The following is a 15441-nucleotide window of genomic DNA, read 5'->3' on the forward strand; positions in this document are numbered from 1 at the left end:
GTGGAGGGCGGCCCGAGGGACAGGCGGGGCCCGGCGCCGGCCCTGCCCAGCCTGGACGCCCTCCGCCGCTATCTGCGGAGCGCGCCCGGACGGGTGGGCAAGACCGAGATCTCGCGGCATTTCGGCCTGGGCACGGAGCAGCGTCCGGCCCTGCGCGCGTTGCTGCGCGAGCTCGAACGGGAAGGCGCGCTGGACCGCGCGACGGTCCAGCGGGCGGGCCATGACGGCCTGCCGGAGATGCTCGCCGTCGAGGTGAGCGGAATCGACCCCGATGGCGAGCCGCTGGCCCGGCCTCTCGACTGGGAGCCGGAGGCGGGCCGGCCGCCCCTCATCGTCATGCGCCCGGAGCGGCGCGGCCAGCCGGCGCTGATGCCCGGCGAGAGGGTGGTGGCGCGGCTGCGCCCGATCGGCGGCGGGCGCTATGAGGGCCGGACCTTCCGCCGCCTCGGCTTCGCCACCGCCCGCCGGATCCTTGGCCTGTACCGCGAGGGGCAGCTCCTGCCCACGGACCGGCGCCAGAAGGCCGGCTGGACCATCGCTCCGGAGGACGCGGCCGGCGCGGCCGAGGACGAGCTGGTGCTGGCCGAACCCCTGCCGGCGGGGCGCGCCGGGCTGCGGCCGGCCCGGGTGGTCGAGCGGCTGGGCCCGCTGCAGGCCCCGGGCGCCATCTCCCTGCTGTGCATCCATCGCCACAGCCTGCCCTGCGAATTTCCCGAGGTTGCCCTGGCCGAGGCGGCGGCGGCCGGGCCGGTGGGCCTGACCGGCCGCGAGGATTTGCGCGGGCTGGAGCTGGTCACCATCGACGGCGCGGATGCCCGGGACTTCGACGACGCCGTCTGGGCCGAGGCGGAGCCGGATGGCTGGCGCGTCGTCGTCGCCATCGCCGATGTGGCGCATTACGTGCGGCCGGACAGCACCCTCGACGAGGCGGCACGGCTGCGCGGCAACAGTGTCTACTTCCCCGACCGCGTCGTGCCGATGCTGCCCGAGGCACTGTCCAACGGCTGGTGCAGCCTGCGCCCGGGCGAGGATCGCGGCTGCCTCTTCGTGGAGATGCACTTCAACGGCGAGGGCGCGAAGCGGGCGCACCGCTTCGGCCGCGGGCTGATGCGCTCAGCGGCGCGGCTGACTTACGATGAGGTGGAGGCGCTGGAGGGGGAGGCCATCGGCCGCCTCCGACCGCGCATCGACGCGTTGCGGGGTGCCCATGCCGCGCTCCGGCTCGCCCGCGAGCGACGCGGCACCCTGGACCTGGATCTTCCGGAGCACCGCGTCCGCCTGAGCGAGGATGGGCAGGTGCTGGATGTCTCGCCGCGTCCCCGGCTGGAGGCGCACCGGCTGATCGAGGATGTCATGATCGCCGCCAATGTCTGCGCCGCCGAGGAACTGGAGCGGCTCGGCCAGTCAGGCCTCTACCGGGTGCATGACCGGCCGTCGGATTCCAGGCTCGAAGGCCTGCGGCAGCTCCTCGCCGCGCTCGCGCTGGACCTGCCCGCCACGCCGGGGCTGCGCGCGCGGGATTTCGCCGCTCTCCTGGAGGCGGCCAAGGGGGACGCCACGGAATCGCTGGTGCACCAGGCCGTGCTGCGCAGCCAGTCCCAGGCGGCCTATGACACGACGAATATCGGGCATTTCGGCCTCTCCCTCGGCCGGTACGCGCATTTCACCAGCCCCATCCGGCGCTATGCCGACCTGCTGGTGCACCGGGCGCTGATCCGCGGGCTGCGGCTCGGGCCCGACGGGCTGCGCGAGGCGGAGGCTGGGGCGCTCCAGGACACGGCGGAGCGCATCACCGCCGCGGAGCGCCGCGCCGCGGCCGCCGAGCGTGAGGCGGTGGAGCGATACCTCGCCAGCCACATGGCGTCCCGCGTTGGGGACATGTTCGAGGCGTGGATTTCGGGGGTGACACGCTTCGGCCTCTTCGTCACGGTAAAGGGGAATGGCGCGAGCGGACTCGTGCCCCTGTCATCCCTGCCGGACGATCAATGGACTCATACGGAAGCCGCGCATCGGCTTTCCGGACGCTTCACGCGGCTCTCCTTTGCCCTGGGGCAGCCCGTGTCGCTGCGGCTCGCCGAGGCCATGCCGCTGACCGGCGGTCTGGTCTTCCATCTGGCGCAGGCCCCGCTTCCTTCGCCCGGCGCCCGCCGAAGCCGCCTGCGCAGCGGCGGTACCGGCAAGCAACGTGGCGCCCGGCCGGCCTGACCGTGACCTGGCGCTCAGTCCGGGCCTGCCTGCTCCTCGCCATGCTTCTCGCCGGCCTCGGCCTGCCCTCCGGGGCATCGGCCCAGCAGGGGCAGGGCTTCCAGCGCCAGCAGGTCCAGATCATCCTGCGCGAGGGCCTCTCCGCGATCCTCGAGCGCCACCTCGAATCCGCCGCGCCGTCGGACCTGGTGCTCTGGTCGCTCCGCGGCCTCTCGGCCGTCGATCCCGGGCTGGCTGTCCAGGTCCAGGGCGGCACCCTGGCGCTCTCCCTGCAGGGACGGCTGCTTGGCGAGCGGCCGCTCTCCGGCCTGCTCCCCGCCGCTGCGGCGCAGGCGTTGGCGGATGAGCAGGCGTCGCGGGCGGCGGAGATGCTGCTCCGCTTCTATATCGAGGCCTGGAACGCCTCGGCCACCCTGCAGCGTGCCGGCGCGAACCGCATGCTGCAGGCCGGCTTCGACGAGATCTTCAACCACCTCGATCCCTACAGCCGCTACATCGACGCGGAGGAGGCCGAGGCGGCACGCCAGCGCCGGGTCGGGCAGTCGGGCCTGGGCTTCCGCCTGGCGGCGGGGCAGCGCGGCGCCCTCGTCATCGCCGTCCTGAACCCTGGTAGCATCGCTGCGCAAGGGGGCGTGCGGGAGGGTGATGTTCTCCTGGCCATCGACGGCGTGCCCGTCTCCAGCCGCCGCATCAGCCAGGCCGCCGAGCTGCTGGAGGGGCCCTCCGGCAGCTCGGTCGAGCTGACGCTGCGCCGGGGGCGGCAGCAGCTCACGCTGGTGCTGCAGCGGGACAGCCAGGGTGGCCAGGCTCTGCGGGCCGAATGGTCGGAGGGAATCCTCTGGCTCCATCTGCGCGCCTTCTCCACCATGACCACCGAGTGGATCATCGAGGCGCTCAATTCGGCCTTTTCGGGCCCGACGCCCCCACGCGGCGTCGTGCTGGATCTGCGGGGCAACCGGGGTGGCCTGCTCGGGCAGGCCATGACCGTTTCGGATGCCTTCCTGACCCAGGGCGTCATCGCCCAGTCGGCCGGCCGCCACCCCGAGGCACGCCGGGTCTGGGAAGCCGGCGGCCACGACCTGGCGCGGGGCCGGCCCGTGGTGGTGCTGGTGGACGGGCGGACCGCCTCCTCCGCCGAGATCGTCGCCGCCGCCCTTTCGGATCGGGCCCGGGCCGTCGTCGTGGGCAGCGCGACGCTAGGCAAGGGGTTGATCCAGATCGTCTATCCGCTGGCCAATGGCGCGGAGGTGCTGGTCTCCTGGTCTCGCGTCCTCGCCCCCCTGGGCTGGCCGGTGCAGGGGCTGGGGATCATCCCGGCCGTCTGCACCAGCCTGGGAGCGGACTCGCTGCGAGGCGCGTTGCAGGCCCTGTCGCAGGGCACCTCTCCCATGGCGCCCGTCCTGCAACGCCTTCGCCAGGCCCGGGCCCCGGTTCCGGCCAGCGAGGTTGCCGCCCTCCGGGCGCAATGTCCCCCGGCCGAGGGCCGCCCGTGGGATCAGGAGGCCGCGCGCTACCTGATCGATCATCCCGCGGCCTATCAGGCGGCGGCCGGCCCCTGAATCGGCTTGACTGGCTGCACAGGATGGCTAGGTTGCGGCCTCTCGCGTCGCACCCGGGTGCGCGGCTTTGTGCCCCCGGCTTGAGGTGCTTCAAGGCGCCCACGGAAGAACGTTATGGCCAAGTCGAACACCATTCTGATCAAGCTCGTCAGCACGGCTGACACCGGGTACTTCTACGTGACCAAGAAGAACACCCGCAACACCACCGGGAAGATGGAGATGCGGAAGTATGATCCGGTCGTGCGCAAGCACGTCGCCTTCCGCGAATCCAAGATCAAGTAAGCAGCCCAGCCGGGCGGCAACCGCCGGGAAGGCCGCGTCCGAGGAGGGTGCGGCCTTTTCGGCATGTGGCGCCTGGCTGCCCGGCGTCAGCCAGGCTATCTGCTCCAGTCGTCGGCCGTGGCCAGCTGCACGCGGTTGCGGCCCAGGGCCTTGGCCCGGTAGAGAGCGGCATCGGCGGCGCTGACCAGCCGCGACAGCCCCTCGCCCTGCACCGCCAGGGCCACGCCAATGCTGGCGGTGATGGGCAGCGGCAGGGCCTGGGCGGTCATCACCGGCTCATCGGAAATCGCCCCCCGCAGACGTTCGGCGACCTGCATGGCCTCGGCTTCCGTCGCGCCCGCCATGGCGATGACGAACTCCTCACCGCCGAAGCGCGCCACCACGTCGATGGCCCGGATATGCTCCTTCATTCGCGCTGCCACGGCCCGCAGGACCTCGTCTCCCGCCGCATGTCCATAGGTGTCATTGACCGACTTGAACCGGTCGACATCGATGAGCAGCAGGGCGGTATCCCCGTTGCGCAGCAGGCCTTCCAGATGCCGCGTCACATAGCGCCGGTTGCGCAGGCCGGTGAGGCTGTCCGTCACCGCCATCTCCAGCGACCGGTCCAGATCGGAGCGCAGCTGCTCCTGGTACCGCTTGCGGCGCACCTGATTGCGAGCCCTGGCCCGCAGCTCGTTCGCATCCACCGGTCGCAGGACGTGGTCGTTCGCCCCGAGGTCGAAGCCACGCAACACCTGCGCCCGCTGGTCAGAGTCGCCGATCAGCAGGATCGGCAGATCGCGCATCCCCGCCTGCGCCCGCAGGCGGGATGCCAGGCGCAGTCCCTGCCCCTCATCCAGTGAAAGGCTGAGCAGGACCAGATCGAAGCTGCCATGGTTCAGCAGAGCCCAGGTCTCCGCGCCGTCCCGGGCGACAGCCAGGGAAACCCCATCCTCCCGCATGACACCGCCGATCAGCTCGGCCTCGTTCACGTCCTCCGTCGCCAGCAGGATCGAGGCGCCGGTGATGTCTTCGGAAGGGCGCGACTGTGGCTCGAAGCCCAGATCATGGGCCGCCTCCACGCGGACCCTGAAGGCGTCCAGAACCTGCTTCATGCGCAGCAGGGCGCGCAGGCGCGCGAAGAGCGTGGTGTGGTCCACGGGCTTGGACAGGAAGTCGTCCGCTCCGGCCTCCAGCCCCCGCACCCGCTCGGCCAGGTCGACGAGCGCCGTGACCATGACGACGGGGATATGGGCCGTTGCCGGATTGGACTTCAGCTTGCGGCAGACCTCGTAGCCGTCCATCCCCGGCATCATGACATCGAGCAGGATGACGTCCGGCAGCCAGTCGAGCGCCCTGACCAGGGCTTCCGGGCCCGAGGAGGCCAGCGCGACCTCATAATACTCCGCGTTCAACCGGGCCTCGAGAAGCCGCAAGTTGGCAGCGATGTCATCCACAACCAGAACCCGGGCGGTCATCTCGAGTGCTAAGCCTCCCCACGGGCCAGGACGACATGGCCAGGTAAAGTATCATGTCGTGCCCGAGACGGAAATGGTGGGTTTTGCCGACAATAGTTTACGCTATCCGGCAATCCATCAGCCTGCACTTGCTGCCTCCGCATTCAACAGAGCCGTTATGAATTCCGATCAGGGCAGAAGTAAAGCACTTTCAATATGGAAGCACGAGATCGCTATCGGCCGCCGGACAGCAGAACCTGTGAGGCAATCCATGCCGCTCATCTCATGAAGACAGGCGGGACATGCCACGATGCGGGGAAGGACCATGTCCCCTTCCCGTATCCCCTCGTGGTTCACGGCCGGGGCCGACTCAGTCGCGCAGCAGCTCGTTGATCGAGGTTTTCTCCCGCGTGCGCGCATCCACGCGCTTGACGATGACCGCGCAATAGAGGCTCGGCCCCGGAGTGCCATCCGGCAGCGGGCGGCCGGGCAGACTTCCCGGCACCACCACGGCATAGGGCGGAACCTTGCCGATGAAGACCTCGCCCGTGCCGCGGTCGATGATCTTCGTGGAGGCGCCCAGGAAGACGCCCATCGCCAGCACGCTCCCCTCCCCGACGATCACGCCCTCCGCCACCTCGGAGCGCGCGCCGACGAAGCAGTTGTCGCCGATCACCACCGGGTTGGCCTGCAGGGGCTCCAGCACGCCACCGATCCCGGCGCCGCCGGAGATGTGGCAGTTCGCACCGATCTGGGCGCAGGAGCCGATCGTCGCCCAGGTGTCGACCATGGTGTTGGCGCCGACATGGGCACCGAGATTGACGAAGGAAGGCATCAGCACCACGCCGGGCGCGATATAGGCCGAGCGCCGCACCACCGCGCCCGGCACGGCGCGGAAGCCGGCCTCGCGGAAGCGGTTCTCTCCCCAGCCGGCGAACTTCAGCGGCACCTTGTCATAGGCGCCGAAGCCGGTCGGGATGACGGCGGACTCCTCCAGCCGGAAGGACAGCAGCACCGCCTGCTTCAGCCACTGGTTGACCCTCCAGCCGCCCGCCCCGTCCGGCTCCGCCACGCGTGCCTTGCCGCTGTCCAGAAGCTCCAGCGCCGCCTCCACCGCCTCCCGGTCCGCCCCCTTCGTGGCGGGCGAGAGATCGGCGCGACGTTCCCAGAGGGCTTCGATGGTGGCGGCAAGCGACATGGCGGCTATCCTGCTCGGAAAATCTCTGCCGCCGGTATCGGAGGCGTGGCGAGCGGTGTCAACGCCGGCCGCCACGCCTCAGGGACGGATCAGCGTCCCCGCACCGCCATTGGTGAACAGCTCGATCAGCACGGCATGCGGTACGCGCCCGTCGACGATCACCGCGCCCTTCACGCCGCGCTCGATGGCGTAGATGCAGGTCTCGACCTTGGGGATCATCCCGCCGGAAATCCAGCCGGCCTCGATGCCCGCCCGGACCTCGGCCACCGTCATCTCGGGGATCAGGCGTTTCTCGGCATCCAGCACCCCGGCGACATCGGTCAGCATGAGCAGGCGCGAGGCGTTCAACGCCCCGGCGATGGCGCCGGCCGCGGTGTCGGCATTGATGTTGTAGGTCTGCCCGTCCGCGCCGACGCCCACGGGCGCGATCACCGGCACGATATCGGCGGCGATCAGCAGCTCCAGCACATGCGGATCGACATGCTCCGGCTCGCCGACGAAGCCCAGATCGAGAACCTTCTCGATCTGGCTGTCAGGGTCCCGGTAGGTCCGCTGCAGCTTGCGCGCCCGGATCAGCCCGCCATCCTTGCCGGAGATGCCCACGGCGATGGCGCCGGCGCGAGTGATGCATCCCGCGACCTGCTTGTTCACCGTGCCGGAGAGGACCATCTCCACCACATCCACCATCTGCGCATCCGTGACGCGCAGGCCCTGCACGAAGGTCGACTGCACGTTCAGCCGCTTCAGCATGGAATTGATCTGCGGGCCGCCGCCATGCACCACGACCGGATTGACGCCCATCTGTTCCAGGACCGCGATGTCGCGGCCGAAACGCAGCGCGCTCTCCTCCTCGCCCATGGCATGGCCGCCATACTTCACGACGACGATCTGATCGTCATATCGCTTCAGGAACGGAAGCGCCCGGGCGAGAATCTCCATCTGGTCGCGCGCATTCTCAGTCATGGGCGTTCCTTCCGCCAAGCTGCAGACAGGCGCCTCTAAGACGGCAGGCGCCGCAGGGTCAAGGGCCTGCCGCCGCGCGGGACCGGGGCGGCCCGGCTACTCCGGCTCGGCCAGGGAGGAGAGTTCGGCGCGCAGCAGGTCGATGCCGGTGCCCTTCTCGCTGCTGGTGGTGATCACCAGCGGGTGGGCGGCCGTGTGCTGCTTGACAAGGGCGGCCGCCTCCTCCTGGCGCTGCTTCAGCCAGAAGGGCTTGGCGTCGTCCGCCTTGGTCAGCACGATCTGGAAGGTCACCGCCGCCTCGGAGAGAAGCTTCATGGCGGCGCGGTCGGAGGCCTTGGTCTCGATGCGCGCATCCAGCAACAGCACCACGCGGCGCAGATTGGGACGTCCGCGCAGGTAGTCGAACATCAGGCCCTGCCAGTCCTCCTTCACGCTGCGGGAGGCCTGGGCGTAGCCGTAGCCCGGCATGTCCACCAGCACGAGGCGGCCGCCCAGGTCGAAGAAGTTCAGCTGCTTGGTGCGCCCCGGCGTGTTCGAGACCCGCGCCAGGCTGTTCTGGCCGGTGAGCGCGTTGACCAGGGAGGACTTGCCGACATTGGAGCGGCCGCAGAAGGCCACCTCGGGCAGCGAGACCTCGGGGAGCTGGTCCAGCCGCTGCGCCGCGAAGAAGAAGTCGCAGGGGCGGCAGAACAGCAGCCGCCCCTGTTCGATCAGGGCGGCGCGCGCCTCGTCGTCGCGCGCCTCCAGCAGCCCGCCGGCGCTCACCCCTTGGCCTTCGCGGTCTTGCCCAGGGCCTTCTGCTGCCGCCGGGCCGCCCGCTCATGCCGCATGATGTAGTACTGCTGGCCCACGGAGAGCAGGTTGTTCCACGACCAGTAGATCACCAGGCCGGCCGGGAAGCTGGCCAGCATGAAGGTGAAGATCACCGGCATCCAGGTGAAGATCTTGGCCTGGATGGGGTCCGGCGGCGTCGGGTTCAGCTTTTGCTGCACGAACATCGTGATACCCATGATGATCGCCCAGACCGGCATATGCAGCATCGCCGGCGGATCCCACGGGATCAGCCCGAAGAGGTTGAACAGGTTGGTCGGGTCCGGCGCCGAGAGATCGTGGATCCAGCCGAAGAAGGGCGCGTGGCGCATCTCGATGGTGACGAAGAGCACCTTGTAGAGCGCGAAGAAGACCGGGATCTGGATCAGGATCGGCAGACAGCCGGACGCCGGATTGATCTTCTCCGTGCGGTAGAGCGCCATCATCTCGGCCTGGGCCTTGGCCGGATCGTCCTTATAGCGCTCGCGGATCTCCGTCATTTTCGGCGCCATGTCCTTCATGCGCGCCATAGACTTGTAGGCCTTGTTGGCGAGCGGGAAGAAGGCGAGCTTCAACGCCACCGTGAAGACCAGGATGGCCACGCCGAAGTTGCCGAACAGCTTGTACAGCCAGTCGAGCGCGTAGAAGAAGGGCTTGGTCAGGAAGTAGAACCAGCCGAAGTCGATGGCCTTGTCGAAGTCGGTGATGCCGAGTTCCCGGGCATACATGTCCAGGAGGTGCACTTCCTTGGCGCCGGCGAACAGGCGGGTGTCCATCGTCGCCGTCGCCCCGGCCGCCACGGTCTGGGCCCCCGGTGCCGCGAAATCGACCTGCCAGCGATCCTGGCCGTTCTCGGTCAGGTGGCGCCAGCTGGCCCGCAGCGTCGCAGCCGTGTCGACCGGCGCGATGGCGGAGAGCCAGTACTTGTCCGTGAAGCCGGCCCAGCCGCCCTGGGTGTCCTGCTGGAGCGCGATGCCATTGGTCGCGTCGCTGCGGGCGGTCTTAAAGGTCTGCTCGTTCAGCCGGCCGCCCAGCACGCCCACGAAGCCTTCATGCAGGATATAGTAGCCGGCGACATGCGGCGTGGACTCGCGCCGGATCCGCTGCCAGGGCAGCACGGAGACCGGCTCGGCGGCGTTGTTCACGACGCTCTGCTCGGCGCGGAACATGAAGTTGCGGTCGAGGCTCAGGACGATGCGGAAGACCTGGCCCTGGCCATTGTCCCAGCTCAGCGTCACCGGGCTGTCCGGGCCGAGCGGACCACCGCTCGCCGTCCAGTCCGTGTCATTGCCGGGAACGCGGGTACGGCCATCCGCCGCCGACCAGCCCCACTGCGCGAAGTAGGGCTGGACCTCCTCGCGCGGCGCGAAGAGCCGGACCAGCGGGGAGTTCGGCGCCGTGGTCTCGCGATAGTCGCGGAGCACCAGGTCATCCAGCTTGGCGCCGCGCAGCAGCACGCTGCCGGCCAGGCGCGGACTGTCGATCTTGAGCCGTTCGGGCGGCGGCAGATTGGCCGCGGCCGCGGCCGTGGCGTCCGCCGAGCCCGGATTGGCCGGTGCGACGGCCTGGGGCGTTCCCGAGGCGGGGGCGGAGCCGGAAGCCGGGGCCTGCTGGCTGATGGCCGCGGGCGAGGTTTCGGGCGCCGGCGTGGTCTCCCGCTTCCAGAGGTCGAAAGCCAGGAGAATGCCGATCGAAATCGCGATCGCGGCGAAGAGTCGCTTCTGGTCCATCGGATCCGTGCCGTCAGGCCTTCTTGTGCGCCACCGAGGGCGGCGAAGGGGAGGAAGGCGCCTCAGCGGGCGCCGCGGATGTCGTCTCCGGCTCCGTCACCGCCGGCACGGGGTCATATCCACCCGGATGCCACGGATGGCAACGCAGGATGCGCCGGGCGGTCAGCCAGCTGCCCCGGAGCGCGCCGTGCCGATCCAGGGCCTCGATCGCATAGGCGCTGCAATGCGGATGGAAGCGGCAATGACTGCCGATCACGCCCCGCAGGGTCAGCTGATAGGCACGGACCGCGCCCTTCAGGACCGTGGCCGCCGGGCCGGGTCCTCCCGGCCGCAGGCGGTTCATGGCTGCAGGACGCCGGCCTGACGCAAGGCTCCGCGCAGATCCGCCAGCAGCTGATCGAAGCGTCGCTTCCGGGTTCCCTCGCGCCCTACCAGGACCAGGTCCCAGCCGGCCGGCGCCCCGGCACCGAGAGTCAGGCGCGCCGCCTCACGCAGGCGACGCTTGGTCCTGTTGCGGACCACGGCATTGCCCAGCTTCTTCGTGGCTGTGAAGCCGACGCGCAGCGGGGCACCGGTGCCGGGCAGGGCCTGCAGCAACAGGGTCGGCCGCGCGGCGCGGCCGCCCTTGCCGGCGACGCGAAGGAATTCGCGCCGCCGTTTGAGCCGGGGCGGCGAGGCCGCCATGAGCGCCTCCGCGATGCAGGCCCGAAGGCTCAGGCCGAGAGCTTCTTGCGGCCCTTGGCGCGGCGGTTGGCCAGAACATTGCGGCCACCGACGGTCGCCATCCGCGAGCGGAAACCGTGCCGGCGCTTCCGGACGAGCTTGGAGGGCTGATAGGTACGCTTCACGACGCGCTACTCCGAAATAAGGTCCAACCGGGCCGCCCTACCCGGAACGCCCGGTTATGTCACGGCACAGGCCGGCCATCCCGCGAGGGCAGCCGGCGAAGGTGGGGACGTATAGTGAGGCGCATCACGCGCCGTCAACCATGGAGGCCCCGGCGGCGGCCGGTGAGGCTCCGGCACGCCACCCTCCCCCCTTGCGCAACCCCTTTCGCCGCCGCCACTTGTGCCGGCGCGCCCGGCCGGCATCCTGCCGCGCCGCATGGGACTCGGCGGCGGCCATCCGCCGCGAGGTTGGGGGAGGAGACGAGCGAAGATGCGTGACCTGGACGTGGCGATCATCGGTGCCGGTGCCGCCGGACTCTCCGTTGCCGCCATGGCCGCCGGGCTCGGCCGCAAGGTCACGGTGTTCGAGCGCGCCCCGGCCGACCACCACCGCCCGGCCGATGCCGCCATCATGGTCAAGGCCCTGCTCGCCGCCGCGCATCGGATGCAGGGCCTCCGCCAGGGCCGCGACCTCGGCATCGTGGCCGAGGGCGTGACGGTGGACTGGCCCCGGCTCCGCCACCACCTCGCGGCCACGGCGGCGGGCTCGGCCGGCCGCTCGGCGCTGCAGGAGCTGGCGGGCCACGGGGAGGGCCATGGGGAGGGCCATGGGGAGGGCCAGGAGGCGGGCCACGGGATCGAGGTGATCGGCGCGCGCGCCTTCTTCACGGGACCGGATCGCATCCAGGCGGGCGACAGGAGCTACCGCTTTCGCCGTGCCGTGATCGCGGCGGGCTGCGAGCCCCTTCTTCCGGATCTGCCCGGCCTGGTGAACGCGCCCTGGTGCACGCCGGACGGGCTGGCGGAGCTGCCCGCCCTCCCCATGCACCTGCTGGTTCTTGGCGGCACGCCCATGGGGCTGGAGGCGGCGCAGGCCTTCGCGCGGCTTGGCAGCCGCGTCAGCCTGATCGAGGCGTCGCCCAACCTCCTGGCGCAGGAGGATGCGGAGCTGCGGCTGCCGCTGCGGGAGGCGCTGCGGCGGGATGGCGTGGGGCTGCATGAGAACACGCGCGTCCTGGCCGCGGAACGGACCGGAGCCGGCATCGCGCTGCTCACCGCGGAGGGGGCGCGGATCGAGGGCAGCCACCTGCTGATCGCGCTGGGCGAGACGCCACGGCTGGCGCCCCTCGACCTGGCGGCCGGCGGCATCGCCGCCAGCGAGCGCGGCATCGCCACCGGGCGGGACCTGCGGAGCCGCAGCAACCGCCGGGTCTGGGCAGCGGGCAATGTCGCCGATCCCGAGGGGCTCGGGCCGCGCCGCTTCACACGATTGGCGGCACGCCATGCCGAGGTCATCGCCCGCTCCATGCTGTTCCGGCGGCGGGCCGTGCTGGACTATGCCCGCCTGCCCTTGCGGCTGGACACCACGCCGCAACTGGTCCGTGTCGGGCTGACGGCGCAACAGGCCCGCGAGCGCCACCGGGAGGTCGAGGTCCTGCGGCAGGACTTCTCCGGCCTTGATGCGACGCTGGCCGGGGGGACGGTGACAGGCGAGGTTCAACTGGTGCTCGGCCCGGGCAGGACGCTTCTGGGCGCCGCCGCCGTGGGGGATGGCGTGGGCGAACTCGGCGCCCTCTTCACCCTGGCGCTCGAGCGCGGCGTGCGGCTCCATGAACTGGCCACGCTCGATCTGCCCTGGCCGAGCCTCGCGGAAGCGGCCCGGCTGGCGGCCGATAAACCCTACGCCGGCCAGCGGTTTTCGCCCATTCTGCGGCGACTCGCCTCCTGGCTGGGCCGGCTCCCCTGACCATCGCCCGCGATACAATAAGGAGAATCGCATGGAAAAGACCCTCGAGGGCCGTGGCGCCCTGATCACCGGCTCCACGAGCGGGATCGGCCTCGGCATCGCCAAGGCACTCGCCAGGGCGGGCGCCAAGGTGATGCTGAACGGCTTCGGCTCGCCGGAGCAGATCGCCGAGGCGCGGCGGGAGGTGGCCAAGGCCGGCAACAGCGCGGAGCCCGCCCATTCCGCGGCCGATCTCTCGAAAGCCGGGGAGATTCGCGCCCTGTGCCAGGAGGCCGAGGCGGTCCTCGGCCAGGTCGATATCCTGGTCAACAATGCGGGCATCCAGTTCACCAGCCCGGTCGAGGATTTCCCGGACGAGAAGTGGGACGCCATTCTCGCCCTGAACCTCTCCTCGAACTTCCACGCGATCAAGGCGTTGCTGTCCGGCATGAAGGCGCGGGGCTGGGGCCGCATTGTCAACGTGGCCTCGATCCATGGCCTGGTCGCTTCGCCGGAGAAGGTCGCCTATGTCGCCGCCAAGCACGGCGTTGTCGGCCTGACACGGACCGTGGCGCTGGAGATCGCGGAAAGTGGCGTGACCTGCAACGCCGTCTGCCCGGGCTTCGTCCGCACGCCCCTGGCGGAGAAGCAGGTGACGGCGCTCGCCGAGAAGCACGGCATCACGCCCGAGGCGGCGCTGAAGGATTTCCTCCTCGTCAAGCAGCCGAGCAAGCGCTGGGTCGAGGTGGAGGAGGTGGCGCGGATGGCGCTGTTCCTCTGCGGTCCGGAAAGCAGCAGCATCAATGGCGCCGCACTGTCCATCGACGGCGGATGGTCGGCCGCATAATACTTCAAAATCAAGGCATTAAAGAACTCTATCGAGATTCGGGATGGGCTTCAGCCCTCCCGAGCCCTCCAGGACAGTGCCAAAGCCTGAATTTCACACAAGGATTGAACAAAAGCCTTTTAAGTACCTGAATATAAACAATATTCTATATTCAGTGCCGTAGCCACTTCAGCTGGGCCAGGCCATCCCGACGGATCACTACAATGGCCAGTTGGCGAAATCGCCGCGCCAGTTTAAGGGCTTTGCGCGTACTGCATCCGATGAGGCAATGCTCCTCGCGCCATCCCTGCCCGTATCCCGCGCCTCTGATCAGCGGAACACGCCGTGCAAGGGCCTCCAGGCGCATCTGAGCACGGCGGTTCCAACCCTCGGGATGGCGGCGGGCCAGCGGATTCCAGGCCGTTATGATAGCGCCCTGACGCTGGCCTTGCGCTTGGAGAAGGGCCCGCATCGAGGGGCTGCGTCGGCCGATCCGCGCGGTCGCGCCGCCGGCCTCGTAGCGCGTCTGGTGGAAACTGCGCACCAGTCGTTCTGATATCATGCGGGAAGATGCAGCAATAAACCTTTGAGATAGGCGCTTTCAGGCAGCATCGGATGCACCGGATGGTCCAGCCCCGCGCCCGTGGTGGCCAGCAGCCGCGCCGGCCGGCGGGCACGGCCGAGACCATAGGCGATGGCGTCGGTGAATTCGCCGGTCGAGACGTGGTGCGAGCAGGAGGCGATGAAGAGAAAGCCTCCGGGCTCGACAAGCCCCGCCGCCAGCCTGGCCAGGCGCGCATAGCCCCGCAGCGCCACGGCGTGATCCTTGCGCAGCTTGGCGAAGGCCGGCGGGTCGGCCACCACCAGGCCATAGCGCCGGCCCGCGCCCAGCATCTCCTCCAGCACCACCATCGCGTCCCCGCGCCGGGCCGAGACGATCTCGCCGAAGCCGTGGCGGGCCGCCGTGTCCATCGCCAGGGCCAGGGCGGGTTCGCTGCGGTCGAGCAACTCGATGCTCCGCGCGCCCTGCGCCGCCGCCGCCAGCCCGAATCCTCCGGTATGGCAGAAGGCATCCAGCACGCTGCGATCCCGGGCCAGGGAGGCAACACGGGCCCGGTTGTCGCGCTGGTCGAAGAACCAGCCGGTCTTCTGACCGGACAGCAGGTCGATGGAGAAATCCAGCCGCCCCTCGCGGACGTGCGCCGTGGCCTCCTCGCCCAGCAGCAGGCCGCTGCTGTCCGGCAGGCCCTCCAGCTTGCGGGCCGGCGCGTCGTTGCGGGCCACGATGGCGCGCGGGGCGATCAGTCGGGACAGAGCCTCCACCAGCAGCGGCAAGGCCCGGTCCATGCCCGCCGTATTGGCCTGTATCGCCAGGACGTCGCCATAGCGGTCGATGACCAGGCCGGGGAGGCCATCGGCCTCGGCATGCACGAGGCGATAGTAGGGGTCCGGGTAGAGGGCGTTCCGGAGCGCGAGGCACTCCGCCAGGCGTGCGGTGAAGAAGTCGAGGTCCAGTTCGACCCCTGGGTCCTCCGAGAGGAAGCGGGCGGCTATCAGGCTGTGGGGATTGAACAGCCATGTGCCGTAGGGCCGCCCGTCATCGCCCACCAGCCGCACCGGCAGGCCGGGCGCCAGGCCGCGCGCCGCCGGCCCCATGGCGATCTCGTTGGAGAAGGCCCAGGGGTGGCCGGCCCTGACACGCCGGTCGCGTCCGGGAAGCAGCCGCAACACCGGGCGGTCCTGTGGGCGGTCGAGGGGGGCGGCCTGGGGGAGATCCATGCCGCGGCTCATAGCCCGGCGGCGCCGGGGCCGCCAC

15 protein-coding genes are annotated in these 15441 nt (G+C 70.1%); 5 read left to right on the forward strand and 10 right to left on the reverse strand.

Annotation, left to right across the window (positions count from 1 at the left end; genetic code table 11):
* The 3 genes from ACF3NH_RS16280 (at position 1) to rpmG (ending at position 4046) form a co-directional block, all read left to right on the forward strand.
* Entirely contained in the window at positions 1–2205 is a 2205-nt protein-coding gene (locus tag ACF3NH_RS16280; RefSeq protein ID WP_422924176.1) for a ribonuclease R family protein, read from the forward strand.
* Positions 2206–2207: 2 nt separating this feature from the next.
* The gene (locus ACF3NH_RS16285; RefSeq protein ID WP_422924178.1) at positions 2208–3764 is read left to right on the forward strand and encodes a S41 family peptidase; all 1557 of its coding nucleotides are present in this window, start codon (positions 2208–2210) and stop codon (positions 3762–3764) included.
* A gap of 114 nt (positions 3765–3878) precedes the next feature.
* Positions 3879–4046: a 50S ribosomal protein L33 gene (gene rpmG, locus ACF3NH_RS16290; RefSeq protein ID WP_198364882.1), complete on the forward strand. Its 168-nt coding sequence runs from the start codon at positions 3879–3881 to the stop codon at positions 4044–4046.
* A gap of 95 nt (positions 4047–4141) precedes the next feature.
* On the opposite strand, the gene ACF3NH_RS16295 is transcribed toward rpmG, so the two are convergent.
* From ACF3NH_RS16295 to rpmH, 8 genes are all read right to left on the reverse strand, one after another.
* Positions 4142–5506, reverse strand: coding sequence for a PleD family two-component system response regulator (locus tag ACF3NH_RS16295; protein ID WP_198364881.1), 1365 nt, complete (start codon positions 5504–5506; stop codon positions 4142–4144).
* Positions 5507–5855: 349 nt separating this feature from the next.
* Entirely contained in the window at positions 5856–6683 is an 828-nt protein-coding gene (gene dapD, locus ACF3NH_RS16300) for a 2,3,4,5-tetrahydropyridine-2,6-dicarboxylate N-succinyltransferase (protein WP_422924181.1), read from the reverse strand.
* Positions 6684–6761: 78 nt separating this feature from the next.
* A complete protein-coding gene (gene argB, locus ACF3NH_RS16305; RefSeq protein ID WP_422924183.1) occupies positions 6762–7646 on the reverse strand; it encodes an acetylglutamate kinase in 885 nt (294 codons plus the stop codon).
* A 96-nt stretch (positions 7647–7742) separates the two neighbouring features.
* Positions 7743–8411 (reverse strand): ribosome biogenesis GTP-binding protein YihA/YsxC, encoded by a 669-nt coding sequence (gene yihA / locus ACF3NH_RS16310; RefSeq protein WP_422924185.1) that lies wholly within the window; start codon positions 8409–8411, stop codon positions 7743–7745.
* A complete protein-coding gene (gene yidC / locus ACF3NH_RS16315; protein WP_422924187.1) occupies positions 8408–10186 on the reverse strand; it encodes a membrane protein insertase YidC in 1779 nt (592 codons plus the stop codon). Before yidC ends, yihA begins: the two co-directional genes overlap by 4 nt.
* A 13-nt stretch (positions 10187–10199) precedes the next feature.
* Entirely contained in the window at positions 10200–10529 is a 330-nt protein-coding gene (gene yidD / locus ACF3NH_RS16320; protein WP_198364877.1) for a membrane protein insertion efficiency factor YidD, read from the reverse strand.
* A complete protein-coding gene (rnpA, locus tag ACF3NH_RS16325) occupies positions 10526–10870 on the reverse strand; it encodes a ribonuclease P protein component (protein WP_422924190.1) in 345 nt (114 codons plus the stop codon). The genes yidD and rnpA overlap by 4 nt, the downstream gene beginning before the upstream one ends.
* Positions 10871–10899: 29 nt before the next feature.
* Complete coding sequence (rpmH, locus tag ACF3NH_RS16330) at positions 10900–11034, reverse strand: 50S ribosomal protein L34 (protein ID WP_198364875.1); 135 nt, start codon at positions 11032–11034, stop codon at positions 10900–10902.
* A 310-nt stretch (positions 11035–11344) separates the two neighbouring features.
* On the opposite strand from rpmH, the gene ACF3NH_RS16335 reads away from it, so the two are divergent.
* Positions 11345–12820: a dihydrolipoyl dehydrogenase family protein gene (locus tag ACF3NH_RS16335; RefSeq protein WP_422924192.1), complete on the forward strand. Its 1476-nt coding sequence runs from the start codon at positions 11345–11347 to the stop codon at positions 12818–12820.
* 31 nt (positions 12821–12851) lie between these two features.
* Positions 12852–13646: a 3-hydroxybutyrate dehydrogenase gene (locus tag ACF3NH_RS16340; RefSeq protein WP_422924194.1), complete on the forward strand. Its 795-nt coding sequence runs from the start codon at positions 12852–12854 to the stop codon at positions 13644–13646.
* A gap of 151 nt (positions 13647–13797) precedes the next feature.
* On the opposite strand, the gene ACF3NH_RS16345 is transcribed toward ACF3NH_RS16340, so the two are convergent.
* Positions 13798–14169: a DUF3293 domain-containing protein gene (locus ACF3NH_RS16345; RefSeq protein WP_422924196.1), complete on the reverse strand. Its 372-nt coding sequence runs from the start codon at positions 14167–14169 to the stop codon at positions 13798–13800.
* A gap of 14 nt (positions 14170–14183) precedes the next feature.
* Positions 14184–15404, reverse strand: a complete 1221-nt coding sequence (locus tag ACF3NH_RS16350; protein ID WP_422924198.1) for a class I SAM-dependent rRNA methyltransferase — start codon at positions 15402–15404, stop codon at positions 14184–14186.
* Positions 15405–15441: the final 37 nt, after the last annotated feature.

The organism is Pseudoroseomonas sp. WGS1072 (genome assembly GCF_049340465.1).
GTDB lineage: Bacteria > Pseudomonadota > Alphaproteobacteria > Acetobacterales > Acetobacteraceae > Pseudoroseomonas.

Coding starts and splice junctions, on each gene's coding strand:
- rpmG (WP_198364882.1), top strand. CDS start 3,879: ATGGCCAAGTCGAACACCATTCTGATCAAGCTCGTCAGCACGGCTGAC.
- ACF3NH_RS16295 (WP_198364881.1), bottom strand. CDS start 5,506: ATGACCGCCCGGGTTCTGGTTGTGGATGACATCGCTGCCAACTTGCGG.
- dapD (WP_422924181.1), bottom strand. CDS start 6,683: ATGTCGCTTGCCGCCACCATCGAAGCCCTCTGGGAACGTCGCGCCGAT.
- argB (WP_422924183.1), bottom strand. CDS start 7,646: ATGACTGAGAATGCGCGCGACCAGATGGAGATTCTCGCCCGGGCGCTT.
- yidC (WP_422924187.1), bottom strand. CDS start 10,186: ATGGACCAGAAGCGACTCTTCGCCGCGATCGCGATTTCGATCGGCATT.
- yidD (WP_198364877.1), bottom strand. CDS start 10,529: ATGAACCGCCTGCGGCCGGGAGGACCCGGCCCGGCGGCCACGGTCCTG.
- rnpA (WP_422924190.1), bottom strand. CDS start 10,870: ATGGCGGCCTCGCCGCCCCGGCTCAAACGGCGGCGCGAATTCCTTCGC.
- ACF3NH_RS16335 (WP_422924192.1), top strand. CDS start 11,345: ATGCGTGACCTGGACGTGGCGATCATCGGTGCCGGTGCCGCCGGACTC.
- ACF3NH_RS16340 (WP_422924194.1), top strand. CDS start 12,852: ATGGAAAAGACCCTCGAGGGCCGTGGCGCCCTGATCACCGGCTCCACG.
- ACF3NH_RS16350 (WP_422924198.1), bottom strand. CDS start 15,404: ATGGATCTCCCCCAGGCCGCCCCCCTCGACCGCCCACAGGACCGCCCG.